16 protein-coding genes are annotated in these 16,565 nt (G+C 46.6%); 6 read left to right on the top strand and 10 right to left on the bottom strand.

Features of this window, described 5'->3' with window-relative positions; all coding sequences use genetic code 11:
- The first annotated feature begins 207 nt into the window (after positions 1–207).
- The gene (locus KUG37_RS00610; protein ID WP_216940078.1) at positions 208–1,269 is read left to right on the top strand and encodes a serine hydrolase; all 1,062 of its coding nucleotides are present in this window, start codon (positions 208–210) and stop codon (positions 1,267–1,269) included.
- Between the two features lie 56 nt (positions 1,270–1,325).
- Here the strand turns inward: KUG37_RS00610 and thrC are convergent, their stop codons facing one another.
- From thrC to xerD, 4 genes are all read right to left on the bottom strand, one after another.
- Positions 1,326–2,465: a threonine synthase gene (gene thrC / locus KUG37_RS00605; protein ID WP_216940075.1), complete on the bottom strand. Its 1,140-nt coding sequence runs from the start codon at positions 2,463–2,465 to the stop codon at positions 1,326–1,328.
- Between the two features lie 57 nt (positions 2,466–2,522).
- On the bottom strand, positions 2,523–3,827 hold the full coding sequence (locus KUG37_RS00600) for a homoserine dehydrogenase (RefSeq protein ID WP_216936750.1): 1,305 nt from the start codon (positions 3,825–3,827) through the stop codon (positions 2,523–2,525).
- Between the two features lie 127 nt (positions 3,828–3,954).
- Positions 3,955–4,767 carry a DsbC family protein gene (locus KUG37_RS00595; protein WP_216936751.1) on the bottom strand — a complete coding sequence of 271 codons (813 nt, stop codon included), beginning with the start codon at positions 4,765–4,767 and terminating at the stop codon, positions 3,955–3,957.
- A 99-nt stretch (positions 4,768–4,866) separates the two neighbouring features.
- Positions 4,867–5,784, bottom strand: a complete 918-nt coding sequence (gene xerD / locus KUG37_RS00590) for a site-specific tyrosine recombinase XerD (protein WP_216936752.1) — start codon at positions 5,782–5,784, stop codon at positions 4,867–4,869.
- Between the two features lie 175 nt (positions 5,785–5,959).
- Between xerD and KUG37_RS00585 the strand changes: the two genes are divergently transcribed.
- From KUG37_RS00585 to ftsW, 5 genes are all read left to right on the top strand, one after another.
- Positions 5,960–6,220, top strand: coding sequence for a FeoA family protein (locus KUG37_RS00585; protein WP_216936753.1), 261 nt, complete (start codon positions 5,960–5,962; stop codon positions 6,218–6,220).
- Complete coding sequence (locus tag KUG37_RS00580) at positions 6,217–8,073, top strand: ferrous iron transporter B (RefSeq protein WP_216936754.1); 1,857 nt, start codon at positions 6,217–6,219, stop codon at positions 8,071–8,073. The genes KUG37_RS00585 and KUG37_RS00580 overlap by 4 nt, the downstream gene beginning before the upstream one ends.
- Before the next feature lie 56 nt (positions 8,074–8,129).
- Positions 8,130–8,381, top strand: a complete 252-nt coding sequence (locus KUG37_RS00575; RefSeq protein ID WP_216936755.1) for a DUF6587 family protein — start codon at positions 8,130–8,132, stop codon at positions 8,379–8,381.
- A 161-nt stretch (positions 8,382–8,542) separates the two neighbouring features.
- Complete coding sequence (murD, locus tag KUG37_RS00570) at positions 8,543–9,889, top strand: UDP-N-acetylmuramoyl-L-alanine--D-glutamate ligase (protein ID WP_216940073.1); 1,347 nt, start codon at positions 8,543–8,545, stop codon at positions 9,887–9,889.
- A gap of 20 nt (positions 9,890–9,909) precedes the next feature.
- The gene (gene ftsW / locus KUG37_RS00565; RefSeq protein WP_216936757.1) at positions 9,910–11,106 is read left to right on the top strand and encodes a putative lipid II flippase FtsW; all 1,197 of its coding nucleotides are present in this window, start codon (positions 9,910–9,912) and stop codon (positions 11,104–11,106) included.
- Here ftsW and KUG37_RS00560 read toward each other — a convergent pair.
- The 6 genes from KUG37_RS00560 to thiC form a co-directional block, all read right to left on the bottom strand.
- Positions 11,095–11,355 carry a zinc ribbon domain-containing protein gene (locus KUG37_RS00560; protein WP_216940071.1) on the bottom strand — a complete coding sequence of 87 codons (261 nt, stop codon included), beginning with the start codon at positions 11,353–11,355 and terminating at the stop codon, positions 11,095–11,097. The two genes, ftsW and KUG37_RS00560, sit on opposite strands and share 12 nt — an antisense overlap.
- Positions 11,356–11,411: 56 nt before the next feature.
- Entirely contained in the window at positions 11,412–12,332 is a 921-nt protein-coding gene (gene gluQRS, locus KUG37_RS00555) for a tRNA glutamyl-Q(34) synthetase GluQRS (protein WP_254202546.1), read from the bottom strand.
- A 2-nt stretch (positions 12,333–12,334) separates the two neighbouring features.
- Positions 12,335–12,862: an RNA polymerase-binding protein DksA gene (gene dksA / locus KUG37_RS00550; RefSeq protein ID WP_216936760.1), complete on the bottom strand. Its 528-nt coding sequence runs from the start codon at positions 12,860–12,862 to the stop codon at positions 12,335–12,337.
- 209 nt (positions 12,863–13,071) lie between these two features.
- The gene (locus tag KUG37_RS00545; protein WP_216936761.1) at positions 13,072–13,884 is read right to left on the bottom strand and encodes a metallophosphoesterase; all 813 of its coding nucleotides are present in this window, start codon (positions 13,882–13,884) and stop codon (positions 13,072–13,074) included.
- Complete coding sequence (locus KUG37_RS00540; protein WP_216940070.1) at positions 13,881–14,516, bottom strand: NUDIX domain-containing protein; 636 nt, start codon at positions 14,514–14,516, stop codon at positions 13,881–13,883. Before KUG37_RS00540 ends, KUG37_RS00545 begins: the two co-directional genes overlap by 4 nt.
- A 77-nt stretch (positions 14,517–14,593) precedes the next feature.
- Positions 14,594–16,489 carry a phosphomethylpyrimidine synthase ThiC gene (thiC, locus tag KUG37_RS00535; RefSeq protein ID WP_216936763.1) on the bottom strand — a complete coding sequence of 632 codons (1,896 nt, stop codon included), beginning with the start codon at positions 16,487–16,489 and terminating at the stop codon, positions 14,594–14,596.
- Between the last annotated feature and the right edge of the window lie 76 nt (positions 16,490–16,565).

Genomic DNA, 16,565 nt, shown 5'->3' with positions numbered 1-16,565 from the left:
CTCTGTTAAAAAATCATTTTTTTGTTACATAAAGCAAAATAAGCTTGCAATGAAAGTACAAAATTAGCAATCCTATTCGCAAGATTAAATCTGAAACCTATCACACAGTGTCAAGAACAAAAAATGTTCAGCATTGTGTTTAAATGTAAGGCATATTAGAGGTAATACGCAAATCAATCTTACCTCTGTTAGTTGAGTGAAGGAATAATGAAGAAAATAAACAAGTCTTTAAGGCATCTACTCGGCCTGTCCGTGTTAATCAGCATGAGCACGACAAGTTTTGCTGAGATCATTATGAATTCTGGCACAGCAGAGAGCGGATCCAGCATCAGCTGGTCTTCTGAAGAAGTTAACCAGTTAATGAGCGATGATTTTAATACGTCTGCCAATGAGCCTTCTCCACCTGGTTCAGCCACAGTGATGACCACTTTGCGTCAGGCCGGCACAGCAGCGCCAGCAGCAGTTAAACCTGCTTATACTGCACCGCAGATTATTGATACGAATCATTTTAGTAATCAGCCTTCTGTTAATGCTCGGGCTGCACTGGTCATGGATGCGCAAACTGGCGAAGTGCTGTTTAGTAAAAATACCAATACCGCATTGCCAATTGCATCCATTACCAAGCTGATGACAGCAGTCGTGATTTCGGATGCACGTCTGAACATGTCAGAAAGAATCACACTGCAACAGGCTGATTTTTCCTGTGCAGGCTGCAAAAGCTCAAGCTCGACTTTAAGAGCAGGGGACAGCATGAACCGTGCTGAAGCTTTATTGTTTGCCCTGATGAAGTCTGAAAACCCTGCAGCGGCAGCTTTGGCGCGAACCTATCCGGGTGGTCGAAGTGCATTTATTGCAGCGATGAACAGCAAAGCCAAAGCCTTAGGCATGAACTCTTCCCGCTTTATGGAATCAACAGGCTTACATCCTGGAAATGTGGCATCCGCGCGTGACTTGGGGATTTTAGTCAATACTGCTTCTCAATATGGTCTGATTCGCCAGTTCTCGACTACCCCAAGCTATGACTTTAACTTAGGTTACCGTGTACTGAAATCCAATAATACCAATGCGCTGGTGCGTAATGGTGGCTGGAATATCAATATTTCCAAAACCGGTTTTATTAATGAAGCAGGACGTTGTGTGGTGATGCATACTACTTTAAATAACCGTCCGGTGGCAGTAGTGCTCTTAGGGGCTAACAGTTCGCAGGCACGAACCAATGATGCAACCCGTTTAATGACCTGGGTGGCTCAGCAACCAAAACGTATTTAAATTACCCTTATATAAAAAAACCCTGCTGATGCAGGGTTTTTTTATTCTGACTGGTATTACATATTAGACAGAATCGAATCTTTCACTTGAGTCATGGTTGCATCGATTGATAACATCACGGCATCAGCACATTGCTTGATGGCTGTATCTGGATCTTTCAGACCATTACCTGTTACGGTACATACAATTACTGAGCCTTCCGCAATTTTACCCGCTTTAATATCACGGATTGCACCGCCGACAGACGCAGCAGATGCAGGTTCTACGAACACTCCTTCATACATAGAAAGCAGACGTTGAGCTTCAAGAATCTCCGCATCAGTCAGTTCATCAAACCAGCCGTTTGAATCACGAACGACAGCTTTAGCATGATTGAAGCTTTGCGGATTACCGATACGAATTGCAGTTGCAATCGTTTCCGGATTTTCGACTGGACCGCCACGAAGGAATGGTGCAGCACCAGACGCTTGGTACCCTGCCATGATTGGCAAACCTGCCGGTTTAGGACCAGTGAAAGTATCTGTTTCAGCATCGTAAATCACTTGCTCAAATTCTTCTTTCGACTGATTCGCAACAGCTTCGGTATAGCCCATCCAGTGTGCAGTGATGTTACCTGCGTTACCGACTGGCAAGCAGTGGTAGTCCGGAGCACGACCTAAAGCTTCAACAATCTCGTAAGCAATGGTTTTTTGACCTTGCAGACGGTAAGGGTTGATTGAGTTTACAATCGTTACCGGCGCTTGATCGGCGACTTCTTTTACCAGACGCATACCGTCATCAAAGTTGCCACGAATTTGCATGGTAATGGCACCATACATCATGGCTTGTGCCATTTTACCCATGGCAATTTTGCCTTCCGGGATTAAAACGAACGCCTTGATGCCTGCACGTGCTGCATAAGCAGCAGCGGCAGCTGAGGTATTACCAGTAGAGGCACAGATAATGGCTTTAGAGCCATCTTCAACCGCCTTGGTTACTGCCATGGTCATACCACGGTCTTTAAATGAACCAGTCGGGTTTAAGCCTTCGTACTTCACATAGATTTCAACGTCTTTACCAATAATGCGTGGAATATTCTCAAGCTTGATCAGTGGAGTATTACCTTCACCCAAAGAGATCGCACGAGTAGTTGCAGACACTGGTAAACGGTCGCGATAGCGGTCAACTAAACCAGTATAACGATTGGCATTCGACATGATGATGTTCCAATTGTGTGTAGAGCTTGGCAAGGGGAAATACTCCCCTTAACCCGATTAATTATCAAGCGATTCTAAACGAATTCGTACAATTTCGCCATGAATGAAGGGCAATACTTGAATTTGCGAAAGCGCTGCATCCATTTTTGATTCGACGATAGGATCGGTCAGAATCACGATCGGAATAAGGTCTTTTAAGCGAGGTTGCTGCATGATGGCATCGATACTGATCCCGGCACGGCTTAAAATCGTAGTGACGTCGGCAAGTACGCCCATTTGATCTTCGGCATTAATACGAATGTAATAGCCGGTCGTCATTTGTTCACGACTTAAGATCGGTAAATCAGTCAGGGCTTCAAAAGCCAGTTGCGGAATGGTTCCCGCACCGTCTTCGGTGTAAATAATATCACGGACAATATCCACGACATCCGCGACCACAGCAGAAGCTGTTGGACCTGCACCTGCGCCAGCGCCGTAGTACAGGGTTGGACCGACCGCATTGGCTTGTACCAGTACGGCATTTTTCACCCCGTTAACATTGGCAATCAGCTGGTCATCTGGAATCAGGGTCGGGTGTACCCGTAGTTCTACCCCGGCATCAGTACGGCGTGCAATCCCCAAGTGTTTGATACGGAAGCCCAAGTCTTCTGCATATTTGACATCTTGTGCAGTGACTTTGCCAATTCCTTCAGTAAAGACTTTGTCAAACTGTAGTGGAATACCAAAGGCACATGACGCCAGAATGGTGAGTTTGTGTGCAGCATCAATGCCTTCAACATCAAAGGTTGGATCGGCTTCGGCATAACCGAGCTCTTGCGCTTCTTTCAGTACATCTTCAAAAGCACGGCCTTTTTCACGCATTTCACTCAGAATGAAGTTACCCGTACCATTGATGATGCCAGCCAACCAGTCAATCTTGTTGGCAGCCAGACCTTCACGAATCACTTTAATAATCGGAATACCGCCAGCCACTGCCGCTTCATAGGCAATTTGCACGGCATTGTCTTCAGCTGCTTTAAACAGTTCATTGCCGTGTTCAGCCAGGAGTGCTTTGTTGGCAGTGACAATATGTTTGCCATGTTTCATGGCTTCCATAATAATTTCAAAAGCAGGATGAATCCCGCCCATGACTTCTACCACGACATCTACATCAGGTTGACGTACGATATCCATCAGGTCTGCGCTTTGCTTAACTGATTCAGGGAGATCCAGATCAGGACGTGGACGACGGGTGCCTACATGGGTAATTTGAATTTCACGACCGGTGCGACGTTTAATCTCAGCAGCATTTTCTTTTAATAGTTTCAAGGCACCACCACCTACAGTACCAAGACCGAGGATTGCCAGACGAACTGGTTTCACGTCACACTCCAAATATAAACAGTTTTTTACAAGAACCTAGATCATAGCTAAAAAACCCGCCTGACTCTAGGGTCATTTCAGAATATCTTTATCTATAAAATAAAGTTAAATAACTTATTAAAATGAGTTATTTAAGCTGATTCAATAATTCTGAGGTAGACAGATAACCGCCCAGATAAACCCCTTCTGAATTATAAATTGCCGGGGTGCCATTCACACCCATATTCAGGCCCATCTGATATTGATCTTGAACAGGATTTTTACATTTGGCTGCACTGATCTGTGCACCCGCAATCGCTTGATCAAAAGCACTGCGACGGTCGGCGCTGCACCAGATCGCTTCCATAGCCGGCATATGCTGTTCACCACGTGGCCAGGCGATATAACGCACTTCAATGCCTTTTGCATTCATATCATCCATTTGTTCATGGAATTTATGGCAATACGGACAGCTGACATCGGTAAATACATAGACCACATGCTTGGCTTTGCCTTTGGCCGGATAGATCAGCAGGTCGGCTGGCTTGAGTTCAGAAAAGAGTTTATTGTTAATACCTGCCTGCAGACTTTCACTGACATTATGCAGCTGTTTGTCTCCAAGACGGATAACGTCACCCTGAATCAGATATTTGCCATCACTGGTCACATAGACCGCAGACATCCCTTCCAGGCTGACCCAGTACAGGTTTGGCACTTCGGTCGTTTTAATATCGGTAATCTTGGCATTGATACCGGCAGTTTTAAAATGCTTTTCCAGGGTAGAGATCAAACGCTGTTGTGCATTACGTTCGGTCAGGGTAGACGCTTCGCCCGTGGCCGGTGCGCTTGCAGTCAGTGTATCTTGCTTTTTCGCTTCGTTATTGGAGTTGGAACATGCGGCAAGACCCAAACCAGCAGCAAGTGTGCAAGCCATAAAAATTTTTGAGCGGGCAAATGTCATAAATAACCCTTTTCTTCTTGGACTAAAAACAGAGCATTAGCATAACAAAAAAAAATACAAACACGTCAAACTTCTCAGTTTATTCCATCTAAACAGGGCTTAAGCCCGTGGATGATGCGTTGCATGCAGCTGTTGCATCCGTACTTGCGCCACATGGGTGTAAATCTGGGTAGTAGAAAGATCACTATGTCCAAGCAGCATCTGTACCACGCGTAAATCTGCCCCATGATTGAGGAGATGCGTAGCAAAGGCATGGCGCAAGGTGTGCGGAGAAAGCTCGGATTGAATCCCGGCCTGTAAGGCATAGCGCTTGATGGCATACCAGAAATTCTGCCGGCTCATGATGCCGCCATGCTGGGTTAGAAACAGATAGTCCGTCGACGTTTTATATAATTGTGGACGGGCTTCGGTTAAATATTTCTCCACCCATTCACAGGCCATTTGACCCATTGGTACCAGACGTTCTTTATTGCCTTTACCCACAATCCGTAAATAGCCCTGTTTTAAATTAATCAGTTCCAGACGTAAATTAATCAGTTCCGTGACCCGTAAACCACAGGCATACAGCACCTCAAACATGGCACGATCACGCAGGCCTAGGGCAGTGTTGATATCAGGAGCATGAATCAAGGCCTCGACATCGGCTTCGGATAAATCTTTGGGTAAGGCCCGACCCAGTTTCGGGGTTTTATGCGCGGCCACCGGATTGTCACTACGCAGTTTCTGCTCACGCAGAAATTTATAAAATGAACGCAGCGCAGAGAGGCAGCGGGCAATCGAACGGGGACTTTTTTGCTGTTTGGTCAGTGCAATCAGTACATCAGAAATATCATCATGGGTCCATTCCGGCAGAGGTTTGCTCAAGCATTCTGCACATTGCAGCAGATCAGACAGATAGGCATTGCGGGTATGTGGACTGACCGTTTGCGCAATTAGATAATCACGAAAACCCTGTAAATAACTCAATGAATCAGGAATCTGGACAGGGGCAGGAATACGGGGTTTTTTATTCAGCATAGAGTGCAAGGGTCTGATCTGAAAAAGCGATGAATTTAATAGGTATTCTCCACTGTAGTTTAATTTCACCTGACTGTCGATGTGATATAAAACTAATTCAGCATGTAATCAATCTTATTTGTTAATTATTCTCATTTGTTTGTATACTGTACAAAATAGTTCAGGAATTTTCACGGTGCGTTTGTCTGATTTAAAAGCAAAACAAACAGCCATCATCCGAAAAGTAAGTCGAACGGCTGATGCTGAAGGTGCTCTCAACGATGTTGTAGCGAGTCGCCTGGAAACTCTAGGCTTTGTGCCCGGTACGAAGGTGCAGGTGATTACTAAAGGTATTTTTGGTGGAGATCCCATTTTGATTCAAGTTGGATTTACACGTTTTGCTTTACGTAAATCAGAAGCAGCCAAAATTGAAATCGAACAGCCGGTGTCGGCATGAGTGATACATTACGTATTGCCCTTGTCGGTAACCCTAACTGCGGTAAAACTTCATTATTCAACCATTTAACCGGAACACGCCAAAAAGTCGGTAACTATGCGGGGGTCACGGTTGAACGTAAAGTCGGTACTTTCCAGCTTGCTTCAGGCCAAGCGGTGCGGGTACTGGACTTGCCCGGGACTTATAGTCTGGACGCGACCAGTCCGGATGAAGAAATCACCCGCAATGTGGTGCAAGGTAAAATTGCAGAAGAACAGGATCAAGATGCATTTCTGTGTGTGGTGGATGCCACTAACCTGAAACTGCATTTAGGTCTGGTGCTGGAAATGATTGCATTGGGTCGTCCGGTACTGGTCGTACTGAACATGATGGATGAAGCACGCCGCCGTGGCATGCAGATCAATACCCAGAAGCTGTCTGAGCGTCTGGGTGTACCTGTGGTAGAAACCGTCGCCGTGCGCAGTTCCGGGATTGAAAACCTGAAAAATGCCCTGGATCAAGGCAAGTATGCGATACCACACACAGAACTCAGCGGCTTGAAAGGTGACAGTCATCAGCGCGTGGAAAATATTCTGAATGACGTGGTCAATTTCGTCGATCAGGAAGATAAACGTACCGATTTCCTCGACAGGATTTTTCTGCATCCGGTACTGGGTTTGATCAGTCTGGCCGTGATGATGTTCGTAATTTTCCAGGCCGTATTTGCCTGGGCTGCGCCGTTTATGGATGGCATCGAAACCTTCTTCGGCTGGCTGGGTGAATTCCTGGGTGAATATATTTCGCATCCTTTACTGAACAGTCTGGTGGTGGACGGGATTATTGCCGGTGCCGGTGGTGTGGTGGTATTCCTGCCACAGATTCTGATTCTATTTTTCTTTATTTTGGTCTTGGAAGAATCGGGTTATTTACCGCGTGCGGCTTTCCTCTTAGACAAGCTGATGTTTAAAGCCGGCCTGTCTGGTCGAGCCTTTATTCCGTTATTGTCCAGCTTTGCCTGCGCCATTCCGGGCATCATGGCCTCACGTACCATCAGTGATCCGCGAGATCGTCTGACCACGATTTTTGTGGCACCCTTGATGACCTGCTCCGCACGCTTGCCGGTATATGCCTTGTTAATTGCAGCATTCATTCCCCAGCAAACCGTCTGGGGCTTTATGAACCTGCAAGGTCTGGTGTTATTTGGCCTGTATATGGCGGGTATCGTCAGTGCCTTGCTGGTGTCGTTTGTGTTGAAATTCTTCCACAAAGATAAATCACAGCACATGTTGTTAATGGAATTGCCGAGCTACCGTTTTCCGGACCTGAAGAACGTCTGGATCGGTTTGCTGGATCGCGGCAAAATCTTCCTGAAACGGGTGGGTGGCATCATTTTCGCCTTGTCGATTGTGCTGTGGTTCCTGTGTACCTTCCCGCAGCCACCAGAAGGCGCAACCTTGCCGGCCATTGATTATTCACTGGCGGGCATGCTGGGTCATCTTCTGCAGCCGATCTTTGCACCACTCGGTTTCAACTGGCAGATCTGTATTGCCCTGATTCCAGCGATGGCAGCACGTGAAGTTGTGGTGGCAGCACTGGGCACTGTATATGCAATGTCGGCAGTCGATGAAGATGCGATGTCTGAAGGTCTGGCATCACTGATCAGCGGCGGAGGTGATCTGGGCTGGTCGGTTGCAACAGGTCTGTCTTTACTGGTGTGGTTTATTTATGCACCGCATTGTCTGGCGACTCTGGCAACGGTTAAACGTGAAACCGGTTCCTGGAAAACCGTCAGTATCATGACGATTTACCTGTTCGGTCTGGCATATTTCATGTCATTCCTGACTTATCAAATTGCGTCATATTATTTGGGCTAATCTCGGGTTGGCCTCGGCCAGTTGAGCTTTCCTGATCATATGCATGGGAGATTGAGATGATTGAAATTCTAATTGTGACCGCACTGGTGCTCTGGAGCACGCTGGTCGTATTTAAAAAGGTGTTTCCGAACACATCTAACTCAGTCTTCCAGAAGCTGTCTGATGCCTGCGCAGCCAAGGGCTGGCAGCGTTTGGCCAAATGGCTGCAACCTGGTATGGCTGCCGGCTGTGGCGGTAACTGTGCCTGTCCAGTTTCAGAAAAAAGTTCAGAGGAAAAGTCGGCCCAGCAAGCAGTCAAGTGGAAATAACTTCATTTTCTGCTGGAATTTTAAAAACCGTCATGATCATGACGGTTTTTTTACGCACGGACACAAAAAAATGTACAGAAAGGCCAATCAGAAAAGGCATTCAAAACAGCAAAGTGCTACCATTTCGTCAGTTTCAACATAGACCAAAATATGGGGCGAAAATGTTAATACAACGTGGTGGGTTAAAAGTCGTTGCAGGACTCGGAATATCAGGTGTTGCAGCAGTCAATTTCTTACATAACCAGGGCTACCGCGTTGCAGTAACGGATTCTAGAGCCACCCCGCCGGGACATGACCAGATTCCGGCCGAAGTCCAGACCAGTTTTGGCGAGTTTGATGCAGAGCTGTTGCTGTCTGCAGAAGAAATCGTGATCAGCCCGGGACTTGATCCTAAACTTCCTGAAATTCAGGCAGCCATCAAAAAGGGCATTCCGGTGGTCAGTGAAATCCAGATTTTACGCCGTGCTACGTATAAGCCAATCGTCGCAATTACCGGTTCTAATGCCAAAAGCACTGTTACCACCTTGATTGGCTTGATGGCAGCGGATTCAGGAAAAAAAGTCGCTGTCGGTGGCAACCTGGGACGTCCTGCGCTGGATCTGACCAAAGATGATCCTGAACTGTATATTCTAGAGCTGTCCAGTTTTCAGCTGGAAACCACCTCCAATCTGGCAGCTGAAGTCGCGGTGGTGTTGAACATGAGTGAAGATCATCTGGATCGTCATGGCGATATGATGGGCTATCACACTGCCAAACACCGGATTTTTCAGGGTGTGAAAAAAGTGGTGTATAACCGTGATGACTCTCTGACCCGTCCTTTGGTGCCAGACGTGACACCGATGCAAAGTTTCGGTCTGAATGCGCCGGATATGAACCAGTACGGTATTCTCAAGGATACGGATGGCAGTATCTGGCTGGCCCGTGGTCGCGAACGTCTGCTAAAAAGTACCGAAATGTATATGCAGGGCACGCATAATGTTGCCAATGCCTTGGCCTGTCTGGCACTGGGTGAGGCGATTGGTCTGCCCCTGGAAAGTATGCTGAATACCTTAAAGACTTTTAAAGGTCTGGAACATCGCTGTGAATTCGTCAAGGAAGTGCAGGGCGTACGTTATTATAATGATTCTAAAGGAACTAACATCGGGGCAACCTTGGCAGCGCTGGATGGTTTGGGAATGGCCATTGAAGCACAAGGCGGTAAAGTTGCGATTATTCTTGGGGGGCAAGGCAAGGGACAGGACTTTAAAGCCTTGCGTGACTCATTAAGTAAATATGCCAAAGTTGCGGTATTGATCGGTGAAGATCGTCCGATTATTGAAGCGGCAATTGCTGGTACCACTGAACTGGTTCATGCAGAGAGCTTGCAGCAGGCGGTAGAAATCTGCCAGAAGCACACCCAGGCACATGATGTCGTGCTATTGTCTCCTGCATGCGCAAGTTTTGATATGTTCTCGGGTTATCCTGAGCGTGGCCGCAAGTTTGTTGCGTATGTGAATGAACTCAATTAAGAATAACAAGGATTCGTGATATGGCTGGGTTTGCTCAGACTACGATCAATAAATTAAATCAATTTTATACGCAGTGGGTACCTCGACTCCCTGCTGAGCTGAATCCACGAAATGTATTGATTTTCTGTGTATTGGCTTTGCTCTGTATTGGTTCGATCATGGTGGCATCAGCTTCGATGCCCTATGCAGAACGTATGCATGAAAATCCGTTTCATTATATTAGCCGGCACGGAATTTCGATTTTTGTCGCTGCCGTGGCGGCTTTGCTGGCGTATAAAATCCCTTTAAAAGTCTGGTTTAACAATACCTTCTTTTTGTGGATTATTACCATTGTGCTGCTGGTGGCGGTGCTGGTTGTCGGGACAGAAGTCAATGGTTCCAAACGCTGGATCAGGGTCGCTGGCTTCACCTTGCAGGCTTCTGAAGTTGCCAAAGTGATGATGGCAATTTTTACTGCAGACTATGTGGTACGCCGTGCAGAAGAAGTGCGGAATAATATCAAGGGTCTGGTACGCTTAAGTGCCATTATGGGTGTTACAGTCGGGTTAATTATTCTCGAGCCTGACCTGGGTGCAACTGTGGTAATTACCCTGACCATGCTGGGCGTATTCTTCCTCGCAGGCGCACCCTGGATTCAGTTCGGTGTGGCCTTTATGACCCTGGTTGGTGCATTTGCTGCAGCGATTCTATTGGAACCCTATCGTCTGCAACGTCTGCTGTCTTTCTCGAATCCTTGGGAAGATCCACTCGGCACCGGTTATCAGCTATCCAATGCCTTGATGGCCTTTGGTCGTGGCGAATGGGCAGGGGTCGGTCTGGGACACAGTATCCAGAAAATGTCTTATCTGCCCGAAGCGCATACTGACTTTATGCTGGCGATTTTAGGTGAGGAATTTGGCTTTTTGGGCATTGCGACCATCCTGATCCTGTCCTTTACCATGATGATCTGCTGTATCCGCATTGGCCATCGTGCCTTGCAGCATCAATACCTGCGTGCCGGTTATCTGGCTTATGGCATCAGTATCATTTTCCTGTTACAGATTCTGGTGAATGCCGGCATGAATATGGGTATGTTGCCGACCAAGGGTTTGACCCTGCCATTTATCAGTTATGGCGGTTCATCCCTGATTGTTTGTGCCGTCATGATCAGCCTGATTCTGAAAATTGACTCGACCACGCGGCAGGTCAATCCAAGCCGGGAAGAATCAAGCTTCTAGATTGGAATTTCGTCCCGCTTCAGGCTGAGTATGGTTCAGTACTGTGCTCGGCATTACAGTTCCGCAATTGGAACAGGCCACAAAAGCAGTTTTAGGCTTGGAAAGTGGAATCAAGGGAATAAAAAACAAAGAAAAATAATTACGCTGCTGTTTCAGCTCATAGCCTGAACGGGTACGGCAGACCGGACACAGAAACTGGCTTTTCTCAATCGTTTTGGTTTTAGGCCCTATTCCAAAAATAAAAAACATTTTTATCATCCTCTCTCGCCTTGGTTATTGCTTTTAGCTTAAGTGAAAACCTGTTTTTATAAATAGTGACCTTGTAGCGCTGTTGTATGCGGAATCCGCTCGATATCCCACTGTGCTACAGCCTGTTGCAGCATGTGTTGGGGAGTGTCCAGATCAACTTCAGCCTGATGCAAAGCGCTGAGCGCCTGTTTTAATAAGTGTGGAGCCTGACTTAAATCCAGTGCTTGGGCCAGATTCTGTTTCGACAGCTTTTGGCCCTGCTCATTCATTGCCAGTGGCAGATGCATATAATTCAGACGCGGATAACCGAGCAACTGCCCTAAATAAATTTGCCGTTCGGTATTATCCAGCAGGTCAGCTCCACGAACCACATGGGTCATACCTTGCAGATAGTCATCGACCACTACGGCCAGCTGATAATTAATAATCCCGTCACGACGTTTTAAGACAAAGTCTCCCAGATCTTTCTTCAGTTCTGAACAGTGCCGACCCTGCAGCCGGTCTTCAAAACAGATTTCGACATCCTCGACTTTTAAGCGAATGGCCTGATGCTCAAAAGCCAGACCCAAGCCACGACAGGTATCCTGATAGATGTGATTGGAGCCCAGCATTTTACGGGTACATTGACAGGCATAGACCAGACCTTGCTGATGTAATTGCTGAATCACATCTTCATAAATGTCTAAACGGTCTTTCTGGAAAATGATTTCGGCATCAGGCTCAAGCTGGAAGGCGTCCATGGAGCGCAGAATATGGTCTTCACTGCCGGGATAAATGCGGGGAATGTCGGTATCTTCCACCCGAACCAACCATGTGCCGTGATTGGCTTTGGCATCGCAGTAACTGGCGACTGCGGTAATGAGGGAGCCAAAATGCAAAGGGCCGGTTGGCGATGGCGCAAACCGACCCACGTAATTCACTTCAGCTTTCCCTCCCTTTATTAAAGGGAGGGTCAGGGAGGGATTACTCAATGACATAATTAACCGTTATTTTGCTTCTCTTTAATTTCTGCCAGTGTTTTGCAGTCAATACATAAGGTTGCAGTTGGACGTGCTTCTAAACGACGCAGACCAATTTCGATACCACAGGTTTCACAGAAACCATAGTCATCATTCTGGATCGCTTCGATCGACTGTTCGATTTTACGAATCAGTTTACGTTCACGGTCACGGGTACGTAGCTCAATCGCAAACTCTTCTTCCTGGGTTGCACGGTCGTTGACATCTGGAAGAGCAGTATTTTCGTCTTGCATCGTATTCAGGGTGCGATCCACTTCTGACATCAACTCGGCTTTCCAGGCCAGCAAGATTTGGCGGAAATGCTGAAGCTGACCTTCAGACATGTATTCTTCATTTTTTTTAGGTTGATAAGGTTCAATACCAAATAAGCTAGCAGTAGAACCGCCGTCAGTCGTTTTAGGCTTAGATTTGCGTACGCGCTTTGCAGCTTTCTCTTCTACAACTTCAGTTTGATTGTCTAAGACTTGATTTTGGTTGTCATTCGCCATTTAGGGCATTCCTCATCATATGCGTATGATTGCTACGCAAAAAATATGGTGATATGCAATCTTTATCCACGCTGTAGAAGGATTATCCTCCTGCGGGGGCCGTCATCATATAGACTTTTTATGCTTATTGATAGTCTTTGATGTCTGGACTTGCATATCACATTTCCTTGGGTTGCAATAAAGTAATGCAAAAAAAACAAATTGAAAAGTTAATAACCTGAAATTTCAGTATTAATATTTTGCTGACTCAATGCCACCCGTTCAATATAGGTATCAAACTCACCATTTTGTTGCAAATGTAATACACGATAACCTGGCGCAGCCTGGTCTAGCGCGAAATCTTCGCTTTTAGGTTTGAACTGCACACTGGTCGATGGCGTGGATAAAAAATAGATACCCTGCCATTCCTTACAGGAATCCTGATGCACATGACCAAACAAGACCAACTTTATATTCTGGTGCCGTGCCAGTACAGCTTTTAAATCTTCGGCATTTTTAAGCCGGTGCTGGTCAATCCAGTGCGATTTCATCGCAAAAGGGTGATGATGACAAGCAATAATGACATGCTGATGCTTAAACTCAAGCAATAATTGATCCAATTGATCGAGTTGAGCTTGTTCCACCCAGCCATCGACCTTGCCCGAAACGGCACTATTTAATAGCATCATGGTCCAGGTACCAAAATGAATCGCATGAACCTGATTGGTGTTCTGATGAAATGGAAATACCCGAGTGTCATCATGATTACCCGGAATCTGGTAATGCGGCACGCCTAAGGACTGGATAAAATCTAAATAGCGCCGATAAGTCTGTTCCACCGGCACCTGAGCCAGATCACCGGTATGAATCAGTGCATCCATTTTGGGAAAACGCTGCTGCATATGCTGCATCACTTCATGAAAACTCTGCTCTGGATTCATCCGGGCAAATTCCAGTTCTTCCCGATCCATCAAATGGGTATCAGAAATCTGGATAATGGTCCAGTCTGGCTGTGCGGTTGTACTTGACTGCGGAAAACTCATGTCTTTCCCCTTAGACATATCCCTACAGTATGAATATGTTGTTGCAACCATTGTAAGGCCATAATGACGGGTGCATTTTTTAAGCGACCATTGGTGAGCAAGGTGGGAATATCTGCATAATCCAGAATATGCAGCTGGATATTTTCACCTTCATCCGGGATACCAAAAATACCGCCCTGTTCAGGCAATTCAGTCTGGGCTACATATAAATGGAACAGCTCGGAACAGGCACCAGCGGAAGGATAGAAGCTGAAAATATGCTGTAATTCGTTTAGTGTGCAGCCTGATTCTTCGAGTGCTTCACGGCGGAGACACTGTTCAGGAGCTTCATCGCCATCGAGTACGCCAGCAATCACTTCGAGCTGCCACGGAGAATCGGCATCGTCCAGTCCGCCAACCCGAAACTGTTCAATCAGGCCGAATTTCTGCTGTTGATGGTTATACATCAAGACACCAGCTGCTTCTGGCCGGTGAATCAGCTCACGTTGCAAAATAGGCGTTGAGCTTTCCTGCTGGAATAGACGGTGTTTCAGACTGACTTTTTCCACCTGAATAAATCCGCGGTACAAGAACTCACGTGCCTCTATGCTAAAGTCTTTTTTATTATAAGAGGCCTGTTTAATAATATTCATATGCTCAGATAGAAGTGAGTTGATTTATTTTCATCCTATCTGAGTTTTTTTTCAAGACAACTGTTTTTTTTAAAGTTTTACAGTTTTTGGTATAAATTCTGACCAGAATTATGGAAGCTGGCTTTCATCTGATCCATGCCCGCTTCAATTTCCGCCTGAGATGTTGCCGGCTGATCAGGCCTGGCCTGTTGATTGGCATAATCCCGAACATTCTGGCTAATCTTCATCGAACAGAACTTCGGTCCGCACATGGAACAGAAGTGTGCCGATTTATGCGCAGCTTTGGGCATGGTTTCATCATGCATGCTACGTGCTGTATCCGGATCCAGACTCAAGTTGAACTGGTCTTCCCAGCGGAACTCAAAACGGGCTTTGGACAAAGCATTATCCCGGGCCTGTGCCCCCGGATGACCTTTGGCCAGATCCGCCGCATGTGCAGCAATCTTGTAGGTAATAATGCCGTCTTTGACGTCTTTTTTATTCGGCAGGCCGAGATGTTCTTTAGGGGTGACATAACACAGCATTGCCGTGCCATACCAGCCAATCATCGCGGCACCAATCGCCGAGGTAATATGGTCATAACCTGGTGCAATATCCGTAGTTAAAGGCCCTAGCGTATAAAAAGGCGCTTCTTTACAGACTTCGAGTTGCAGATGCATATTTTCCTTGATCATATGCATCGGTACATGGCCCGGACCTTCAATCATTACCTGAACATCATGTTCCCAGGCGCGATGGGTCAGTTCCCCCAAGGTTCGAAGTTCGGCAAATTGCGCTTCGTCATTGGCATCCTGTACACAGCCCGGACGCAGGCCATCGCCAAGGCTGAAAGACACATCATAGGCTTTCATGATCTCGCAGATGTCATCGAAATGGGTATACAGGAAGTTTTCCTGATGATGGGCCAGACACCACTGCGCCATGATCGAACCACCCCGCGAGACAATGCCGGTTAAACGGTTGGCTGTGAGCGGTACATATCTTAAAAGTACCCCGGCATGAATGGTGAAGTAGTCCACTCCCTGTTCAGCCTGTTCAATCAGAGTATCTTTAAAAATTTCCCAGCTCAGCTCTTCGGCCACACCGTTGACTTTTTCCAAAGCCTGGTAGATCGGTACGGTTCCAATTGGAACAGGTGAGTTTCGGATAATCCATTCACGGGTTTCATGAATATTCTGCCCGGTGGACAGATCCATAATCGTGTCTGCACCCCAACGCGTCGCCCAGGTCATTTTCGAGACTTCTTCTTCAATCGAGGAACTGAGTGCAGAGTTGCCAATATTGGCATTGATTTTGACCAGGAAATTACGCCCGATGATCATCGGTTCCAGTTCCGGATGATTGATATTGGCCGGAATAATCGCGCGGCCTGCAGCGACTTCCTGACGCACAAATTCAGGGGTAATTTCTCGTAAATTCTGGGCGCCAAAATTCTGTCCCGGATGTTGGCGCATATCGACACCATCAAGTTGATGCAGGTTTTCACGAATGGCGATGTATTCCATTTCCGGGGTAATAATGCCTTGCTTGGCATAATGCATCTGGGTGATATTGTGGCCGCGTTTGGCTTTGCGTGGTTTTTGAATATGCGCAAAACGGATTGCTGCAGTACGGATATCGCGTAAACGCTGGCGGCCAAATTCAGAACTGAGCTGATCCAGAATTTCGCTATCATTGCGCTGTTCAATCCAGCTTTCACGAATATTCGGCAGGCCTTTATTCAGGTCAATTGCTACATTGGGATCAGTATAAACACCGGAAGTGTCATAAACCATCAAGGGCGGATTATACTTACCACCTAAACCTGTTGGGGTTTCACTCAAAGAAATTTCCCGCATCGGCACCTGAATATCAGGGCGGGAGCCTTGCAGATAGACTTTACGTGAAGCGGGCAGAATTCGCGTTAAATCGCGTGCTTCCTGTTCATGAGCGGAGAGAGAAGTCTCAGAAGAAAGATTCGTTAACTGGTTCATGGCTATGATCCTTATGAATGACATCAACGAATCAAGCACGACCAAAAACGTAGGCAGATTTATCCTGAGCAGATAA

It is taken from the genome of Acinetobacter sp. BY419 (assembly GCF_019038395.1).
Taxonomy (GTDB): Bacteria; Pseudomonadota; Gammaproteobacteria; order Pseudomonadales; family Moraxellaceae; genus Acinetobacter.
This window is presented reverse-complemented; position numbering and strand designations above follow the sequence as displayed.

Excerpts from the sequence above, each read along its gene's own strand:
- KUG37_RS00540 (WP_216940070.1), bottom strand. The coding sequence starts at position 14,516 with ATGAATATTATTAAACAGGCCTCTTATAATAAAAAAGACTTTAGCATA.
- ftsW (WP_216936757.1), top strand. The coding sequence starts at position 9,910 with ATGGCTGGGTTTGCTCAGACTACGATCAATAAATTAAATCAATTTTAT.
- gluQRS (WP_254202546.1), bottom strand. The coding sequence starts at position 12,332 with ATGTCATTGAGTAATCCCTCCCTGACCCTCCCTTTAATAAAGGGAGGG.
- KUG37_RS00595 (WP_216936751.1), bottom strand. The coding sequence starts at position 4,767 with ATGACATTTGCCCGCTCAAAAATTTTTATGGCTTGCACACTTGCTGCT.
- dksA (WP_216936760.1), bottom strand. The coding sequence starts at position 12,862 with ATGGCGAATGACAACCAAAATCAAGTCTTAGACAATCAAACTGAAGTT.
- KUG37_RS00610 (WP_216940078.1), top strand. The coding sequence starts at position 208 with ATGAAGAAAATAAACAAGTCTTTAAGGCATCTACTCGGCCTGTCCGTG.
- thrC (WP_216940075.1), bottom strand. The coding sequence starts at position 2,465 with ATGTCGAATGCCAATCGTTATACTGGTTTAGTTGACCGCTATCGCGAC.
- KUG37_RS00580 (WP_216936754.1), top strand. The coding sequence starts at position 6,217 with ATGAGTGATACATTACGTATTGCCCTTGTCGGTAACCCTAACTGCGGT.
- murD (WP_216940073.1), top strand. The coding sequence starts at position 8,543 with ATGTTAATACAACGTGGTGGGTTAAAAGTCGTTGCAGGACTCGGAATA.
- KUG37_RS00575 (WP_216936755.1), top strand. The coding sequence starts at position 8,130 with ATGATTGAAATTCTAATTGTGACCGCACTGGTGCTCTGGAGCACGCTG.
- KUG37_RS00545 (WP_216936761.1), bottom strand. The coding sequence starts at position 13,884 with ATGAGTTTTCCGCAGTCAAGTACAACCGCACAGCCAGACTGGACCATT.
- thiC (WP_216936763.1), bottom strand. The coding sequence starts at position 16,489 with ATGAACCAGTTAACGAATCTTTCTTCTGAGACTTCTCTCTCCGCTCAT.
- KUG37_RS00560 (WP_216940071.1), bottom strand. The coding sequence starts at position 11,355 with ATGTTTTTTATTTTTGGAATAGGGCCTAAAACCAAAACGATTGAGAAA.
- xerD (WP_216936752.1), bottom strand. The coding sequence starts at position 5,784 with ATGCTGAATAAAAAACCCCGTATTCCTGCCCCTGTCCAGATTCCTGAT.